Raw genomic sequence first — 17,515 nt, 5'->3', positions numbered from 1 at the left:
ACACACTCAGGCCGGACGACCGTTTTTCGGGGTTGTTTCGGTACAAAGCCGGGGGAGTCAAGAGCTGAAAGTCAGCTGAAAAAACATCGCTCCCTAGCGTGAAACGACTCTAGCATAGTCATGTAACTGTTTCATTTCTACTTGAAACAATTACACACAGCCTGGCAGGCATGGGAGGATCAGGCGGGCCGGCAGGCATGCCGCCCCTGTGGGGGAACGGTGGAAGAATCAGGCTTGCGGGGCGTCGCGCCCCGGCGCCGGCGGCGCGCGGGCGACTCGCATGCAGATACAAACTCGCTACAAATCTCCCGCCAGCCGGCTTGACCTGGCGCCGCGCAGGCCGTTGGCGCTTACAGCGTCATGCCGAGGATGACATCCTGATAGTCGGTGCGGCCCACGCGGAAGGTGCGCCGGCCCACCTGCGCAAAGCCGCAGCGCGCATAAAACGCCAGCGCATCGTGGTTTTCCGCGTACACGCCCAGCAGCACCCTTCCCGCCCCGCCGGCGCGCGCCTGTTCCACGGCCGCCTGCATCAGGCGCTGGCCCACGCGCTGGCCCTGGAAGCGGTGCAGCAGGTAGATGCGCTTGATTTCCAGGTCGTCCGGCCGCGGGTCGGCCACCGGCAGGCTGGCCGGACTGAGGACCAGGTAGCCGACGGGCGCGCCGCCGGGCGTGGCCTCGGCCAGCCACAGGCGCATGGCCGGCAGCGCCAGCCAATCGCGGTACAGCTGCGCGTCGTGCTGGCGCTGGCAATGGGCGATGACGTCGGCGCCGTCGAGGATGCCGGCGAACGCTTCCAGGAAGGTCGCTTGCCCCACCAGCGCCAGCGCCAGCTCATCGCCCTTGGCGCAGGGGCGGATGGTGATGGCCGTGCCGGTTTTTTCGTTCATGTCGCTTGCCATGCCTTGCTCCTGATCTGAAACAAGCCGGGCGAAGCCGGCTTGAGTATGTCATCTATATTGCCGTGTAACGCCTGACAAAATCGTAGCGAGCGAAGATGAGTTGTGACCGAGAAGCGGAGCTGTGCTTGAGCACAGTGAGCATCGCAGGCCGCAAATCATCGAGCGCAGTAGATTTGGTCAGGTGTTACTTGCCGCCCAGGGGCACCTCGCACAGGCAATGCGTGAGGGCCATGAACGGTTTGTGCTCGCGCGTGATGCCCGACAGCCAGCTCAGGTCCTGCGCCATGCCCAGCGCCGCGTCGGCCGGCAAGCCCGTGCCGGCCAGGCCCAGTTTCACGTGCTCGCCCAATCCCAGCGAGGCCATGGCCTTGGAGCCGAACATGCCGATCAGGCGGTCCACGTTCGACGTTTCCTGCTCCAGGTACGTGACGCGGTAGTCGGCGCCCAGGTTGGCGCGCTTGGCCGCCGACGCCAGCGCATCGCCGTAGCTGCCGATGCGGTCGACCAGGTTGCGTTCCTTGGCCTGCAAGCCCGTCCAGACGCGGCCCTGCGCCACTTCATTGATCTTTTCCGGCGTCGTCTTGCGCGCCTTGGCGGCCAGATTCAGGAAGTCCCCATACACGTGGTTGATCGAACCCTGGATCACTTGCGCAAAGCGGGGGTCGAGCGGACGCAAAGGGTTGCCCGCGTCGGCCAGCCAGGTGGTCGGCGAGCCGGCCGTGTGGATGCCCAGCTTTTCCACCACCTTGTCGGCTGTCGGCAGAATCGCGAACACGCCGATGGAACCGGTGATGGTGGCCGCGTCGGCGATGACTTCGTCGGACGAGGTGCTGATCCAGTAGCCGCCGGAAGCGGCCACGTTGCCCATCGAGACGACCACCGGCTTGCCGGCGGCGCGCGTCAGTTCCAGTTCGCGGCGGATCAATTCCGAGCCGAAGGCGCTGCCGCCCGGCGAATCGACGCGCAGCACGACGGCCTTGATCGACTTGTCTTCGCGCGCCTGGCGGATCAGACGCGAGGTGGACAGGCCGCCGATGGCGCCCGGTGGCGCGATGCCGTCGCCGATTTCACCGGAGGCGATGACCACGCCGACGGCGTCGCCGATGTGCACGGGGCGCAGGCGCGCCAGGTAGTCGGTGTAGTTCACCTGGCGGAAATTCGTGCCTTCCGTGTTCTTCGCGCCGCGCGCCATCATGAACTGGCGCAGTTCGTCGCGCGTTTTCAGGCCGTCGACCAGCTTGGCGTCCAGCGACAGCTTGCCCAGGTCGCCGCCGGCCGCCGTCATCAGCGCCGGCAGCGCATCGATCGATTGCATGATGGCGCCGGCCGGCAGCTTGCGCGCCTTTTCCACGTCCGTCGTGTAGGTGGTCCACAGGCCGTTGTTCAGGTAGCGGTCCGCTTCGGCCGCCGCTTCGGACGGGCCGTTGGCGATGAAAGGCTCGGCCGCGCTTTTATACGTGCCCACTTTCAGCAGGTTGACCGTCACGCCGACCTTGTCGAGCGCATCGCGGTAGTAATTGCGGTAGCGGCCAAAGCCTTCCAGCATGACGCCGCCCATCGGGTGCAGGAATACCTCGTCGGCCTTGACCGCCACCAGGTACTGGCGCTGGTTGTAGCTGGAACCCCAGGCCGTCACTTTCTTGCCCGTGGCGCGGAAGCGTTCCACGCCGGCCGCCACCTCGCGCAGCGAAGCGAGGCCGCCACCCTGCAATTCGTCGAGCAGGATGACCATGGAACCGATGTTCTTGTCCTTGGCCGCCGTGTCGAGCACGGCCAGCACGTCGCGCAGCTGCACGTTTTTCTTGACTTCGCCGCTGACATTGGCCAGCACCGCTTCGCGCACGCCGCCCGGGGTTTCCTCGACCAGCGGGCCTTGCAAGTCCAGCACCAGCGTGGTCTTTTCCGCCAGGGGCTTGGCGCCGCCGCCAAAGATGGCGATCAGGATGGCGATGACGATCAGCAGGAAAATCAGATTGATGACCGCGCGGCGGGTGGCGTCCAGCGCGCGCCAGAATGCGCCAAAACCGCGGCGCAGCGGCGGGAAGGGGTTGAGTGACATTGATGCTCCGTGAGGTTATGTACCTAAAGGAAATCAATATAGCTGAAAATGGCCGCGATCGCCTTGGGATTCGTCTTATTTTGACAAGTATTGCGCGCCCTGGGCGCCCTGCCCTGGCGGCGTGGAAATGAGGAACAGGCCACCCAGCACGAGGGAACCGTTCAGTATCAGCAATTCCAGGCCGAGGCGGTAATGCGCGAACAGCAGCGCCTGCTCCTGCTCGATCAGCGCGCACAGCAGCGGCCCGGCCACGGCCACCAAAGGCACCCAGCGGTCGCGCACGCCGCGCCGGCTCAGCAGGCCGAAGGCGAACAGGCCCAGCAGCGGACCGTAGGTATAGCTGGCCAGCTTCAGGATCACGCCTATCATGCTGGGATCATCGAGCCACTTGAAGGCCATGATCAGGATCAAGAACAGGGCCGCAAAGCCCAGGTGCACCTTGCGGCGCCAGCGCATCTGCACGGCCGGGCTCAAATCCGGCCGCCGCTGCAAGCCCAGGATGTCGATGCAGAAGGTGGACGTCAATGCCGTGAGCGCCCCGTCCACGCTGGGAAACAGGGCGGAAATGAGGGCGATGAAGAAAATCAGCTGCACCACGGCGGGGAAATGCCCGAGCACCACCGCAGGGAACAATTTATCGCCCGTGGCCGTCACGCCGGCCAGCGGCGCGTACAGGTGCAGCAAGCCGCCGAGGAAGAGGAACAGCAGCAGCACGCCGGTCAGCACCACGGTCAGGCTGAGCATATTCTTTTGCGAATCGCGCAGGGTGCGCACGGAGATATTCTTTTGCATCATTTCCTGGTCCATGCCCGTCATGGCAATCGTGATGAACATGCCTGCAAGAATGTGCTTCCACACGTAGGCGGGGCTGTCCGGGTCGGTGGTGAAGATGCGCGTGAGGCCTTGCGCGCGCATGCGTTCGAGGCTGTCGACAAGCGACAAATCCATCTCGCGCAGCAAGAACACGCTGCAGATGACGAGACCGGCCAGCATGCACGCCGTTTGCAGGGTATCGGTCCAGACGATGGTCTTGACGCCCCCTTCATACGTGTAGAGCAGGATCAGCAATAGCACGACGCACGCCGTCAGCCAGAACGGCACGCCGAAACTGTCGAGAATAGTTGCCTGTAGGATATTGACCACCAGATACAGCCGCGCCGTGGCGCCGAGCAGGCGCGAGACAATGAAGAACGCCGCCCCACTCTGGTAGGAGCGCCGCCCCAGGCGCAATTCCAGGTAGCGGTAAATCGACGTGAGCTGCAGCCGGTAGTACAACGGCAGCAAGATGAAGGTGATGGCCAGGTAACCGAGCACATAGCCGATCATCAGCTGGATATAGCCGAAGCCGTTGCTGCCCACGGCGCCGGGCACGCTGATGAAGGTCACGCCCGTCAAGGTCGTGCCCACCATGCCGAAGGCCACCAGCATCCAGTTGCTGTCCTTGTTGCCGATGAAAAAACTGTCGTTGGTGGCATGGCGCGAGGTGCGCCACGCCACGCCCAGCAAGATCAGGAAATACGCGAGGACGACGGCAAACAGGATGACTGGGGACATGGATGTTGCGCTGGCGGCAAAGGTGAGCAGGGGCAGCAATATACAACAAAGCGTACAGCAATGCCCCCAGGCAATCAGGCGTCAGCAGCCGGTCGGTTTGACTTTTTCCACTTCCAGGCCGAACCACGGACGCAAGCGCGTGCCGATGACGTTGCCCAGGAAGGCGCACACCAGCCACAACCAGCCGTGCAAGCTGCCCGAGACGATGCCGCTGAAATACGCGCCGATGTTGCAGCCGTAGGCCAGGCGCGCGCCGTAGCCGAGCAGCAAGCCGCCGACGATGGCGGCGATCAGCGAGCGGCGCGGGATGCGCCATACGGGCGCATAGCGGCCGGCCAGCGCGGCCGCCAGCATGGCGCCCAGCACGATGCCGATGTCCATCACGGAAGTCTTGTCTTGCGTCAATGGCGCGGCCAGGGCGGCGGCATTCGCCTTGGTGGACCAGTAAGCCCAGCTGGCCGTGTCGATGCCGACCACGGACGCCGCCTTGGCACCCCACAGGGCGAACGCCGACGTCACGCCCCACGGCTTGCCAGACAACGCCAGCGTGGCGAAGTTCAGCACGACGAGCGCAACGGCGCCCGCCACCAGCGGCCACGGGCCGTGCAGCCAGGGCGACGCCTGCGCCGGGCGCAGGCGCGTGGCGACGAGCTTGCCATGGCGGCGCTTTTCCACCAGCACCGTGATGGCGGCGATCAAGGCAAAGACGATCCAGTTCAGCGCCAGCGCGGGCGCCAGGCCCAGTGTCGTGACGAGGGAAATCGGTTTGAGCTGCGGCAGCGCCGTCCAGAACGGCATGTGCGCCGTGCCGATCACGGAGCCGACGATGAAGGCGGCCAGGGTGATGAGCATGCGCGTGCTGCCCCCACCGACTGTATACAAGGTGCCGGACGCGCAACCGCCGCCCAGCTGCATGCCGATGCCGAAGATGAAGGCGCCGAAGATAACGGACGTGCCGGCGGGCGAAACGAGGCCCGCAACGGGCGTGCCGAACAGGGTGCCGGCCGACAGCGCGGGGAAAAACAGCGCCACGCCCACGGCCAGCATCAGCATTTGCGCCCGCAAGCCGTCGCCGCGGCCATCGGCGATGAAGACGCGCCAGGCGGACGTGAAACCGAAGGCTGCGTGATACAGGGTAATGCCGAGCAAGGCGCCCACCACGTACAGCGCGGCCTGGTTGATGCCGACGGTGTGCGCCAGGTACCACGCACCGAGCACGATGAGCAACAGGGCGACGCCCAGCGGTTTCGGATTGATGGCGGCGCGCAGGCCTGGCGGCGAAGCTGCAATATCGGACATGATGAGGGACGCTAAAGGAAGGGAAACACCATTTTCCCCCGTTTTGCTGTTTTCTGCCAGCAAGTTAGCCGTCCGTCTGGCGCCGCCACGCCAACCGCCCCGTCACCCGGGTCGAGGGACGGAGCGGATGGCGAGGGGCACGCACCGGCAGGGAAGGCCAGCGCCTGCCTGCCCTGCGTGCCCGCTGCGGCGTCAGCTGACGCGCATCACTTCGACAGTTTCACCTGCGCCAGTTCCGCCGTCAGGTAGCCGACAGCGCCGCTGGCCTTGCTGTTGTAGTTGGTGTTGATGATGATGTTGATCTGGTCCTTCAGCGCGGACGGCAAGGCGGGGAAGCGGCTCCACTCGTCGCCCGGATGCTGGAAGTTGCTCATCACATAGGTCCAGCCATTGATTTCATCGACCGCATGCAGGCCCGTCGATTCCGCGCCGGCCGGGCACGACAGCAGGCGCTCCAGCTTCTTGGTATCGACGTTGTACGCCCACAGGAAGTTGTTCAGGTGGTTGCCGCTGTCCTCGCCGATGAACAGGGTGCGCAGTTTTTCCGAGAACTTCAGGTTGTCGGGGCTGGCGATCTTGGCCGGGTTGGCCGTGTTGCCCAGGCCATCGGCCGCGATGTCTTCGCCCGCGATCAGCAGGGTCGACTCGCTTGGCACCCATTCGCTGTCGATCGCCGCGCCCGTGTCATCCTTCTGTCCGCCCGTCAGCTTGTGCGACACGACGGCGCCCGCCACCAGCTTCTTGAACTTGACGTTGTGGCCGGCCACGTAGCCCGAACCGCCTTCGACCATCGAATCCTGGATGTTGGCATACGCCGAGTAGGCGATCTTGTCCTTGGCGTTGACCGTCGTGCCCTCGTTCTTGGTAAAGGCCATGCTGCCGCCCTTCAGGGCCGCGTAGCGGTGGGTTTCCAGGAAGGCGGCGGCTTTTTCCTGGCCGGCCTTGACCCTGACCCAGGCGGTTTTCTTGTTCAGCACAATCTTCGTGTAGCTGGCGTCGGACGGATCGGCCAGGGTCGAATCCATGATGTCGGTGGCCTTGATGCCGCCGTCGACCAGCGCCTTGATCTCGGCGTGCGTCGCATGGCCCAGCTTGACCCATTGCAGCTTGCCGGTGGTGGTCTCGGTCAGCTGGGTCGTGTATTTGGCGACGTACAGGGTGCCGCCTGCGGCCAGGTCGGCCACCTTGTCGGCCACGAACATGAACAGCCCGCCATTCGTATAGTCGTCGCCGCCCAGGATGGTGCGCTGGTCCGGCATCACCTGCACCAGTTCGCGCGAGTAGCGGCCCAGGCAATAGTGCTTCTTGATGCTGCCGGTGCCGTCCGGGTTGACCGACACTTCCGGCAGGTGGCCGTAGTCGTACGGATTGGCGGTCGTCGTATCGCCGAAGACGTTCTTGCTGAATTCCTTGAGCACGGCCAAGGTCTGGCCGCCCAGGCCCTGGTCGAAGGCGTCGGGTTCGTACTCTTCGCTCGACAGATGGGTATTCCACGGCGACAGGCTGGCGCCGCAGGTAATCCACAGGCCCTTCACCAGCGAGGTATCGACATTGTGGTATTTCACCAGCGACAGCTTGCCGGTGGTCTGGTCCTGGTCCAGGCTCAGCACGGCGATCGGCGACGGCAGCGTGCCGTAGGTGGAAGCGCCGGCCTGGTTCAGCGAGTTGTATTCAAATTGCACCACGGCAAACACCGGCTTGCCCTTGACGCCGCTCACGCTGGCGTTGGCCACCGTCAGCATCGAGCTGCCGTCCGGCGAATCCGAGAAGAACTGGCGTTCCTTGCCCGGCACCGAACTGTCGATGATGGGCTGGTTCTTGATGTCGAAGTAGCCGCCCGCGATCACGGTGCCGCCCTTGCCGTCCGGCACCCGGTCTCCCGTCAGGAAGAAAGGCTGGTACGCCAGGTTATAGCTGTTGCTGCTGCCATCGCTGAAATTGACCTTGAGCTTGGAGCCGACGGTGGTCGTGGCCAGCGCGGCTGGCGAACTCGCCAGTGGCGCGGCCATGCCGGTGAATTCCGCCGTGGTAAACGTCGCGGCAGGAACGACTGGCGGCGTCACCGCTGGCACGTCGTTGTCCGAACTGCCGCCACAACCGGACAGAAAAGCGCTGACGCCGGTCAAGCCGGCCAAAGGCAGCATGGGGGCACCGGCAAACAGTTGCAACAGGCGGCGGCGTGAGGACTCAGGGGCGTAATTCGACATTTTTTGTTTCTTCCGTTATAAATAAATATCGTGGGACAGACCTGCTGGAATACGAGGCCGGAGCATAAACGACAAATATTTCAGCTTGATTACAGGCAAGCCGCACCTCGGAAGCAAGAACGAGCGGACGCCCGGCTTCTCAATGCCCCGTCGCCTGCATCGCTTTTGCGCCAGCTGGCCGCACGGGGATCGGGTTCAAACGGTCCAGGCGGCCGCTCAGGGCCGTCAAGCCGAATGCGCCCAGCACGACGAGGGCGCCGATCCAGCCCGTGTGCACGAGGCCCAGGTGTTCCACGATGAGGCCGCCACCCCAGGCGCCGCCGGCGATGCCCAGATTGAAGGCGGCGATATTCAGGCCGGACGCCACATCGACGGCGCGGGGCGTGAAGTGTTCCGCTTGCTGCACGACATACACTTGCAAGCCAGCCACGTTACCGAAGGCCACGGCGCCCCACAGCAGCACGGTGATGACGACGAGCACGGGATGCGGCGCCGTGAAGGTGAGCAGCAACAAGACGGCCGCCAGCAGCAGGAAGATCAGTTTCAGGGCGCTGACCGGGCCTTTCTTGTCGGCCAGCTTGCCGCCCCAGATATTCCCGAACGCCACGGAGACGCCATACACGAGCATCACCACGCCCACGGCGCCGGCGCTGAAACCCGACACTTGCTGCAGAATCGGCGCCAAATACGTGAAGGCGATGAAGGAACCGCCATAGCCGACGGCCGTCATGGCGTACACCAGCAGCAGGCGCGGCTGGCCCAGCACCTGCACTTGCTGCAGCAGCGAGGCCGGTTTGCTGTGCTTGATGGTCGATGGCACGTACAGCAGGCTGCCGACAAAGGCGATCAAGCCCAGCGCCGAAACGGCGAGGAAAGTTTCGCGCCAGCCGAAATGCTGGCCGATGAAAGTACCCAGCGGCACGCCCGTCACCAGGGCCACGGTCAAGCCCGTAAACATGATGGCGATCGCGCTGGCCGCCTTGTCTTTCGGCACCAGGGACGTGGCGATGGTCGAGCCGATGGAAAAGAAGACGCCATGTGCCAGCCCCGTCAGGATGCGGGCGATGACGAGGGTTTCGTAACCCGGCGATTTCCAGGCCAGCAAGTTACCCAAGGTAAACAAGACCATCAGCGAGAGCAGCAAGGTCTTGCGCGCAATCTTGCCCGTCAGGGCAGTCAGCACGGGCGCACCGACGGCGACGCCCAGCGCATATAGGCTGACCAGCAAGCCGGCCGATGGCAGGTTGACGCCCAGGTCCGCGGCGATGGTGGGCAGCAGCCCAACGATGACAAACTCCGTGGTTCCGATGGCAAATGCGCTGAGGGTCAGCGCGAGCAAGGCAATGGGCATGGCAAACTCCGATAAATGATGTTGGCATGCAGTATCGGGGTTTTCTTTGTTTCGAAAAATACCTCATCAGGCAGAAGATAGTTGCGTGCAAATCAACAATAGGGCGGTCTGCTACACTGGCCGCATCCACACGGGGTCACCACCATGAATTCAGAAAAACTGGCGCTGCTGGTCACGCGCGAAATGCCATATGGGAAATATCAGGGACGCTTGCTGGCCGACTTGCCCGGCCACTACCTGGGCTGGTTCGCGCGCGAGGGCTTTCCCTCGGGCGAACTGGGCAGTCTGATTGCGCTGATGTACGAACTCGACCACAACGATCTGCGCAGCTTGCTCGACCCCTTGCGCACGCGCAAGTCGCCGTGGCGGCCGGGCGAGTAAGACAGCGCTTAAAACTCGCGCACTTTCTTTGCCAGCATGGCGCTGAACTCGCCATTTTCCACGAGCTTGTGCAGCTCGCTGGCGCCACCGATGAGCACGCCGTTGACAAAGACCATGGGGAACGTGGGCCAGCCCGTCCACATCTTGAGGGCATTGCGGCGGTGCCACTGGTTCAAATAGCTGCCGTATTGCAGGTATTGGTAGGGCGTGCCCAGCACGTCGAGGATCTTGCGCGCCTTGCGCGGAAACGGATTGAGCGCCATGCCGACGACCACCACCTGGTGCGCGGCGATGGCCGCCTGCACTTCGCGCACGATGTCCTTGTGCTTGCTGCCGATCAAAGGGCGGGCGGCGGGATGGATCTGGGCTTGGTCAAGGATGGCGCGGGTCATGAAAGTCCTGGGGTGAGTGGCATGCGGAACACGCATTGTGCCACGCGCCCAGGCCGGCGTGGGCTACACTGCGCCTCTTCTCCTCTACGCGTGAAATATATGCAAGAAATCATTCCCATGCCTGAATACCGCACCCGCCGCCTGCTCGGCGCTCTTCTGCTCGCCGCCGCCACTTGCGCCAGCGCCGCCGCTGCAGCATCTGCTGCCGCTGCCGACGGGGGACTCGAAAACGGCCTGATCCATGCGCTGCACCTGAAAAAGGGCACGACGCAGCGAGTGGGCACCTCCGGCAAGGCCATCGCCGCCTACATGCGCGAAGGTTTTATCGGCAAGCGCCCCAACCAGCGCTTCGACTACACGGATTATTACCTGCTCAAGAAACCGGCCAGCTTCATGGGACACGAACTGGTGCTCATCGAAGAGGAATACATCACGCAATACATAGGCTGCTGCGTCAGCCCCGGGGCCGGCGTGACGGTAAAGGTAAACGGCAGCACGCAAAAGCTGCAGGCGTTCGCCAGCGCCCAGCGCTGCACCCTGACCGACCCCGTCGATATCCGGAAAAACCTGCGCGAAGTGGCCATCCAGGCCACGCTGCCCAAGGGCCATTACGCCTCCTTGAGCTGCCGCGAACGCGACGCCGAGCGCGAAGAGCCGTGATGACTGCCTGCATTCAAAACAGCTCGTCGAGCAGCAAATGGAATTGCAGCTTGCCTTGATCGATATCAACGATCCCATAGTGCTGAACAAACCTTGGCGGTAGCGCGGCGTCCAACTCACCAAGAGCACGCCAAACGATGGCCAGGTCCTGGTAACGGTCGGCAACGCCCGCCCGGCCCACGTCCAGGCAGCCGACGACGGCGCCATCGTGCATCAGGATATTTTCCAGCGAAAAATCGCCATGCGTGACGACGAGATCGGGGGGGAGCGGCAGGTAGCCTTGCAGCGCCAGCCACACTTGCTGCGCCGTCCAGCCTTCCCGCTCGGCATCGAAATCGCCGGCATCGACGAAGCCCGCATCGATGCGCCGGCGCGCCTGGACCAGCCGCGCGGCATGGCTGGCGTCGAACGGGCAGTCGCTGACGGGAAGCGCGTGCAGGCGGCGCAGGAAGACCGCCAGCGCGTCGGCCACGGCGGAGCCCAGCGCAGGATTGTCTTCCAGCACCTGGCACGCCGTGTTGCCCGGCATGGCCGCCGTCAGCAGCCATGCCTGCTCCGGGCTTGCCGCGCGGGCAAATTGCGCCACCGCCGGCACGGGCAGATACTGCGCCAGCCAGCGCAGGCGCGCCAGTTCGTCGGCGAGCTCGGCAGCGGCGGCACCCGTGCCGTGTTTCAGGAACAGGTCCGGCGCGCCATCCCTGCCCTGCAAGCGGTAGACGGCAGCGTCCGACTCACCGACGCTGTCGCGCGCCCAGTCGTACCCTGCCACGGCGGCGCGCATGCTGGCGGGCATGGCGGCCAGCATGGCCGCTTGTGTCTTGTTAGAAATGCTCATCTGCCTGGCCCTTGTTCTATGTCAGCGGCACGTGCAAGCCCATCTTGAGGCAAGTCAAGGCCACCGACGTGCGGTAGCGGCGGATATTGTCGTCGCCGCCGAACAGGCGTTCCGTCAGCGCCTCGTATTCGGCCATGCTGCTGGCCGTGATGACCAGCAGGTAATCGGCCTCGCCCGTGATGCCGTAGCACTGCTGGATGGCGGGTTCGGCCATGATGCGCGCGCGCATGCCGGCCGTGCGCTGCGGATGCTCGTCGTGCAAATGCACTTCCACCGTCAGTATCAGCGGGCGGCCCAGGCGGCTGGCGTCGAGCACGGCCACCTCCTTGCGGATCACGCCGCTCTCGCGCAGGCGGCGGATGCGCCGCTGCACGGCCGGCGCGGACAAGTGCACGGCCTGGGCGATTTCGCGCTGCGAGGTCGTGTTATCGCGCTGCAAGATATCGAGGATGGCCAGGTCGAAGGCATCGAGGGCGACAGCAGGCGTGAGCGAAAGTTGCGTCATAAAGGTCAAAATGCAGTGCAAATATCGGAGCAGACACAATAAACTTTCACCACTTCGATATCAAGCCATTTATCACCATGCCATTACGCCGCTATTCCTCCTTGATTCCCCTGCTGGCCATCCTCGGCTCCGTCACCTGCCTGGGACTGGGCACGTCGTGGGCCAAGCACAGCCTGTTCCCGCTGGTGGGCGCGCAAGGCACGACGGCCGTGCGCGTGGGCTTTTCCGCCTTGCTGCTGTTGCTGTTCTGGCGCCCGTGGCGCTGGCAGCTGAGCCGCGCCGACTTGCGCACGGTGGCCCTGTACGGCGCGGCGCTGGGGCTGACGAACCTGTGCTTCTACATGGCCTTGCGCACGATACCGTTCGGCATCGCCGTCGCCATCGAGTTTTCCGGCCCGCTGGCCGTGGCCCTGCTCGCCTCGCGCCGCCCGCTCGACTTCGTCTGGGTGGCCCTGGCCGTGGCGGGACTGGCGCTGCTGTTGCCGCTGGGTCACGACGTCAGCAATCTCGATCCCACGGGCGTGCTGTTCGCCCTGGGCGCCGCCGTCTGCTGGGCTTCGTACATCGTCTTCGGCAAGCGCGCCAGCCATTTGCATGCGGGCCACTCCGTGTCGCTGGGCCTGGCCATGGCCGCGCTGGTGGTCGTGCCTGTCGGCGTGATGCACAGCGGCGCCGCCCTGCTCTCGCCCGTCGTGCTGGGCGTGGGCCTGGGCGTCGCGCTCATTTCCAGCGCCATCCCGATCTCGCTGGAAATGGTGGCCCTGAAACGGCTGACGCCGCAAGCGTTCGGCATCATGAGCAGCATGGAGCCTGCCGTTGCCGCCATGCTCGCGTTCATCCTGCTCGACGAACGCCTGGACACTGCGCAATGGCTGGCCATCGCCATGATCATGGCGGCATCGATGGGCAGTTCCTACATGGCGCAGCGCATGAAGAAACCGGCACCGGCCGTCGCCGTGCATACCTGAACCTCAGTGCGCGGCCGCACCCGCCACATGCGCCGCCAGGTTCTTGCGCGCCAGCCACGCCAGCGGCAGCAGGGCCAGCAGCGCGGCGGCCACGCCGGCCCAGGGCGACGACGCCATCAGTTGGCGCGAAACCATCAGCGCACCGAGCATGGAACCGAAGGAAATGCCGAGGTTAAACGCGGAAATGTTCAGGCCCGAGGCGAAATCGACGGCGTGCGGCGTGTAGCGCTCAGCCGTGGCTAGCATGCCTGCCTGCAGGGCGGGCGACAGGCCGAAGGCGAACACGCCCCAGACGAACAGCATCACCGTCATCATCCAGGGCGAACTGATGCTCAGCGCCACGCCCGCTTGCGTGACGGCCAGCAATAGCAGCATCGCGCGCAAGGCCTTTTGCCAGCCCAGGTGGCTGGTCAGGTAGCCGCCCGCCAGGTTGCCGGCAAAGGTGGCGGCGCCAAACACGATCAGCAAGGCGCTGGCCATGGTGGCGGAAAAGCCCGTCACATCCGTCAGGATGGGCGTGATGAACGTGAACGCGGCAAAGCTGCTGCCAAAGCCAAACGTCGTAATCGCCATCATCGTCAGGATGGGGCCGCTGCCCAGCGCCGCCAGCTGCGTCATGGCCTTGCCGCCCTTGCCCTGCTGCAAACCGGCCGGCAGCCAGCGCGCCATGGCGGCCAGGCCCAGCGCGGCCAGCAGCACCACGGCAAAGAAGGGCAAGCGCCAGCCCATCAAGTTGCCAAGGAAACTGCCGAACGGCACGCCGATCACCATGGCCAGGGTCAATCCCGCAAACATCACGGAAATCGCCCTGCCCGCCTGCGCCTTGGTGACGAGGCTGGCGGCCACGGTGGCGCCGATGGCAAAGAAGGTGCCGTGCGCCACGGCCGTGATGACACGCCCAAGCAGCAACAGTTCGAACGTGTGCGAAAAGGCGGCCAGCAGGTTACCGGCCAGGAACACGCTCATCAGCCCCAGCAGGGCCGCCTTGCGCGGCAGGCGCGACATCAGCAGCACCAGCAGCGGCGTGCCGATGGCCAGCGCCAGCGCATACAGGCTGACCAGCGAGCCGGCCGATTCGATGGAAATATGCAAATCTTTCGCGATGGTCGGCAAGATGCCGACGACGATGAATTCGGTCACGCCGATGGCAAAGGCGCCGACGGCCAGCGCCAGCACGCCGGGCGGCATCTTGCTGGCTGAAGTGGAAACAGGGTTTGCGGTGGTCATGGTATTTCTCCGGCAGAGTTCAAGCCAGCCAGTGTATCGATGCAAACGCTTTTGATATAGACTCCAATAATGGAAACACCTGTGAAATGGATTCAATAATGGCCAGGCAAGACATCAACCGCGCGTTCGAAATGGCCGTGTTTGCCGCCGTGGTGGAAACGGGCGCCTTTTCCGCCGCCGCGCGCCGCCTGGCCTTGACGCCGTCGGCCGTCAGCAAGCTCGTCAATCGACTGGAAGCGCGGCTCGGCGCGCGGCTGCTCCAGCGCAGCACGCGCCAGCTGCACACGACGCCCGAGGGCGACGCCTTCTTTATCCAGTGCAAGCGCATCCTCGACGATATCGAGAGCGCCGAGCGCGAAGCATCGCAGGGCGCCGCGCCGCGCGGGCGCTTGCGCATCAACTGTTTCGTGCCATTCGGCGTGCGCCATCTGCTGCCCATCCTGCCCGAGTTCGCGCAGCGCTATCCCGACATCGTGCTCGACGTCGTCGTCAGCGACGCCATCGTCGATCTGCTGGAAGACCGCACCGACATCGCCATCCGCACGGGCAAGCTGAAGGAATCGAACCTGGTGGCGCGCAAACTGGGCGAAGACGCGATGGTCGTGGTGGCGTCGCCTGCCTACGCGGCGCGCCACGGCTTGCCGCGCACGCCGCAGGAGTTGTCGCAGCACAATTTATTGGCGTTCAATTTCCGCTGCCAGAACGAAACCTGGCCCTTCCTCGATGGCGCGGGCGGATCGATACAGGTGGCGCCGCAGGGCAATACCTGCGTCAGCGATGGCGAAAGCATGCGCCAGCTGGTGCTGGCCGGCATGGGGCTGGGACGCTTTTCGCGCCAGCACGTGCTGCGCGACATCGAGCGAGGCGATTTGATACCTGTGCTGCAGGACTACAACCCGGGCGACAAGGAAATCGTGCACGCCGTCTTCGTGGGACCGGGCTTGCAAGTGCCCGCGCGGGTGCGCGTGATGCTCGATTATCTGCTGGAAAAAGTGCAGCTGGGTGGCGCTTAAAGCGCCAGTTCTTCCAGCCGCAATTGCCGGCCTTCACCGAGCATCAGCTCGAATTCGGCCGCCGGCACGGCCGGGCTGAACAGATAACCTTGCAGCTGGTCGCAGCCGAGTTCGCGCAGGAAGCGCATCTGCTCGGCCGTTTCCACCCCTTCGGCGACGATTTCCTGGCGCAGCTGCTGCGCCATGGTGACGATGGCGCGGGCGATGGCGCAATCGTTTTCCTCGAACGGCAAGCCGATGACGAAGGAGCGGTCGATTTTCAAGGTGCTGATGGGAAATTTCTTCAGGTAGGCCAGGCTGGAATAGCCGGTGCCGAAGTCGTCCAACGCCAGCGCCAGGCCCATGGCCACCAGCTGGTTCATGATGTCGATCACCTTGTCGGCGCCGCGCATCAACAGGCTTTCCGTGATTTCCAGCATGATCTGGTCGGGCCGCACGCCGTAGCGTTCCAGCACGGCGGCTATGCGCGCCGGCAACTGTTCATCGAACTGGCGCGCCGACAGATTGACGGCGATGGCCGGCATGTGCAGGCCGCGGTCTTCCCAGCTGCGGATCTGGCGGCAAGCCTCGTCCAGCACCCAGGTGCCCAGCTCCAGAATCAGACTGGTTTCCTCGGCGACGGGGATGAAGAGACCGGGCGAGACCATGCCGCGCATCGGATGCTTCCAGCGCAGCAAGGCTTCCGCGCCCACGATGCGTCCGCTGGCCAGGCTCACTTTCGGCTGGTAATGCAATTCCAGTTCCTTGTCGCCCAGCGCCAGGCGCATTTCGCTTTCCAGGCGCAAATGTTCCTTGGCCCGGCGGTTCATGTCTTCGCGGTAGAACAGGAAGGTCGATTCGATCGTCTGCCCCGCCTTGGCCACGGCCACGTCGGCAAAACGGAACAGGGCCGGCGCTTCCAGGCCGTCTTCCGGATACACGGTGATGCCGATGCTGGCGCCTACGTGCAGGGCATGCGCATCGATATTGATCGGCGCCTCCAGCAGGTTGAGCAGCTTTTGCGCCACGTTCGCCGCGTGTTCGCGCTTTTCGATATGCAGCAGGGCGACGACGAACTTGCTGTTGTCGACGCGCGCCAGGATGTCGGCGTCGCGCAAGGCGCCGCGGAACAGCTGGCCGATGGCGATCACCAGCTGGTCGCCCACTTCATGGCCCAGCGTGTCGCTGATGGAACCGATGCGGCTGATGTCGATGACCATCAGCGCGCCATGCGTGCCCTGGCGTTTCGCCTCGGCCAGGCCCTGGTCGACCAGCTGGTTCAGCAGGCAGCGGTTGGGCAAGCCCGTCAGGCTGTCGTAGTTGGCCATGCGCTGCATGCGCGCCTCGGCATCCTTGTGCACGGAGATATCGGAAAACAGGGAAAACACGTGGCTGATTTCGCCGAATTCGTCGCGCACGACGCTGATGGTGACGTCTTGCGGGAACAGTTCGCCATTCTTGCGCTTGCCGATGATTTCGCCGCGCCAGGAACCGTGCCCGCGCATGGCGGCGCGCACCTTGGCGCGGAAATCGGGATCGTGCACGCCCGAGCGCAGCAAGTCCGGCGTGCGGCCGATGGCTTCGGCCGGCGAATAGCCGGTGATGCGGCTGAACGAGCTGTTGATGGAGACGATGCGCTCTTCCGCATCCGTGATCAGCACGGCTTGCTCGCTGTCTTCGATGATACGTGCGTGCAACCTTACCTTGTCCACGTCGGACAGCGGCTCGCTCATGGCCGACAGGCGCACGGCCATGCCGCACGCCTTGCCCGCCTGGTCGTGGATCACGTGGCGGTGCATGCGCAGCCACGTCACCATGCCCGACTTCTTGCGCCGGCGCACATCGGTGGCCACGTCGCCCTGCGTGAAATGCAATTCCAGCACGCTCGCTTCCGCGTCGTCTTCCGGATACAGGAACAGGATGTGCTGGCCCAGGGCTTCCAGCTCGGAATAGCCGAACATCTGTTCGGCGCCATGGTTCCAGCCGATCAAGAAGCCGTCGGGATCGATTTCCAGCAAGGCGTCGGGGGGCGCCACGCGCACCACGGGCCGGCTGGCGCCGCGCAGCCGCTCCAGTTCCTCCTCCAGCCGCGCCAGGGTGGCGGCCTGCTGCGGCCCCGCCTGTTCACGGGCATCCTGGGCCAGGCGCAGGCACAGCGCAACCTTCGCCTCAAGCATGGCAAC

Annotated in this window: 15 protein-coding genes; 4 read left to right on the top strand and 11 right to left on the bottom strand. The window is 64.5% G+C overall.

Annotated features, from left to right (window positions below):
* Positions 1–350 precede the first annotated feature (350 nt).
* The 6 genes from NCG91_RS23835 to NCG91_RS23810 form a co-directional block, all read right to left on the bottom strand.
* The gene (locus tag NCG91_RS23835; RefSeq protein ID WP_099668434.1) at positions 351–890 is read right to left on the bottom strand and encodes a GNAT family N-acetyltransferase; all 540 of its coding nucleotides are present in this window, start codon (positions 888–890) and stop codon (positions 351–353) included.
* A gap of 196 nt (positions 891–1,086) precedes the next feature.
* Entirely contained in the window at positions 1,087–2,961 is a 1,875-nt protein-coding gene (gene sppA, locus NCG91_RS23830) for a signal peptide peptidase SppA (RefSeq protein ID WP_099667188.1), read from the bottom strand.
* Between the two features lie 75 nt (positions 2,962–3,036).
* A complete protein-coding gene (locus NCG91_RS23825) occupies positions 3,037–4,515 on the bottom strand; it encodes a sodium:solute symporter (RefSeq protein WP_251351467.1) in 1,479 nt (492 codons plus the stop codon).
* Between the two features lie 81 nt (positions 4,516–4,596).
* Positions 4,597–5,814, bottom strand: a complete 1,218-nt coding sequence (locus NCG91_RS23820) for a YeeE/YedE family protein (RefSeq protein ID WP_251351465.1) — start codon at positions 5,812–5,814, stop codon at positions 4,597–4,599.
* Between the two features lie 206 nt (positions 5,815–6,020).
* On the bottom strand, positions 6,021–8,021 hold the full coding sequence (locus tag NCG91_RS23815; RefSeq protein ID WP_251351464.1) for a PhoX family protein: 2,001 nt from the start codon (positions 8,019–8,021) through the stop codon (positions 6,021–6,023).
* 139 nt (positions 8,022–8,160) lie between these two features.
* On the bottom strand, positions 8,161–9,372 hold the full coding sequence (locus NCG91_RS23810) for an MFS transporter (RefSeq protein ID WP_251351462.1): 1,212 nt from the start codon (positions 9,370–9,372) through the stop codon (positions 8,161–8,163).
* Positions 9,373–9,516: 144 nt separating this feature from the next.
* Here NCG91_RS23810 and NCG91_RS23805 point away from each other — a divergent pair, with 144 nt between their 5' ends.
* Positions 9,517–9,753 (top strand): DUF3820 family protein, encoded by a 237-nt coding sequence (locus tag NCG91_RS23805; protein ID WP_034749909.1) that lies wholly within the window; start codon positions 9,517–9,519, stop codon positions 9,751–9,753.
* A gap of 8 nt (positions 9,754–9,761) precedes the next feature.
* On the opposite strand, the gene NCG91_RS23800 is transcribed toward NCG91_RS23805, so the two are convergent.
* On the bottom strand, positions 9,762–10,145 hold the full coding sequence (locus NCG91_RS23800; RefSeq protein ID WP_251351461.1) for a glutaredoxin: 384 nt from the start codon (positions 10,143–10,145) through the stop codon (positions 9,762–9,764).
* Between the two features lie 117 nt (positions 10,146–10,262).
* On the opposite strand from NCG91_RS23800, the gene NCG91_RS23795 reads away from it, so the two are divergent.
* Positions 10,263–10,805: a hypothetical protein gene (locus NCG91_RS23795; RefSeq protein ID WP_251351459.1), complete on the top strand. Its 543-nt coding sequence runs from the start codon at positions 10,263–10,265 to the stop codon at positions 10,803–10,805.
* Between the two features lie 13 nt (positions 10,806–10,818).
* On the opposite strand, the gene NCG91_RS23790 is transcribed toward NCG91_RS23795, so the two are convergent.
* Positions 10,819–11,640 carry an APH(3')-I family aminoglycoside O-phosphotransferase gene (locus NCG91_RS23790; protein WP_251351458.1) on the bottom strand — a complete coding sequence of 274 codons (822 nt, stop codon included), beginning with the start codon at positions 11,638–11,640 and terminating at the stop codon, positions 10,819–10,821.
* 16 nt (positions 11,641–11,656) lie between these two features.
* Positions 11,657–12,145: an Lrp/AsnC family transcriptional regulator gene (locus tag NCG91_RS23785; RefSeq protein WP_251351457.1), complete on the bottom strand. Its 489-nt coding sequence runs from the start codon at positions 12,143–12,145 to the stop codon at positions 11,657–11,659.
* A gap of 77 nt (positions 12,146–12,222) precedes the next feature.
* Here NCG91_RS23785 and NCG91_RS23780 point away from each other — a divergent pair, with 77 nt between their 5' ends.
* Positions 12,223–13,113, top strand: a complete 891-nt coding sequence (locus NCG91_RS23780) for an EamA family transporter (RefSeq protein ID WP_251351455.1) — start codon at positions 12,223–12,225, stop codon at positions 13,111–13,113.
* A gap of 3 nt (positions 13,114–13,116) precedes the next feature.
* On the opposite strand, the gene NCG91_RS23775 is transcribed toward NCG91_RS23780, so the two are convergent.
* Positions 13,117–14,340 (bottom strand): MFS transporter, encoded by a 1,224-nt coding sequence (locus NCG91_RS23775; protein ID WP_251351454.1) that lies wholly within the window; start codon positions 14,338–14,340, stop codon positions 13,117–13,119.
* A gap of 86 nt (positions 14,341–14,426) precedes the next feature.
* Here NCG91_RS23775 and NCG91_RS23770 point away from each other — a divergent pair, with 86 nt between their 5' ends.
* On the top strand, positions 14,427–15,353 hold the full coding sequence (locus NCG91_RS23770; protein WP_251351453.1) for a LysR family transcriptional regulator: 927 nt from the start codon (positions 14,427–14,429) through the stop codon (positions 15,351–15,353).
* Here NCG91_RS23770 and NCG91_RS23765 read toward each other — a convergent pair.
* Complete coding sequence (locus tag NCG91_RS23765) at positions 15,350–17,509, bottom strand: putative bifunctional diguanylate cyclase/phosphodiesterase (RefSeq protein ID WP_251351451.1); 2,160 nt, start codon at positions 17,507–17,509, stop codon at positions 15,350–15,352. The genes NCG91_RS23770 and NCG91_RS23765 overlap by 4 nt on opposite strands.
* Positions 17,510–17,515: the final 6 nt, after the last annotated feature.

The organism is Janthinobacterium kumbetense, from assembly GCF_023703445.1.
GTDB classification, from domain to species: domain Bacteria; phylum Pseudomonadota; class Gammaproteobacteria; order Burkholderiales; family Burkholderiaceae_D; genus Janthinobacterium; species Janthinobacterium kumbetense.
The sequence above is the reverse complement of the archived record's forward strand: the minus strand, read 5'-3'. Positions and strand labels throughout refer to the sequence as shown.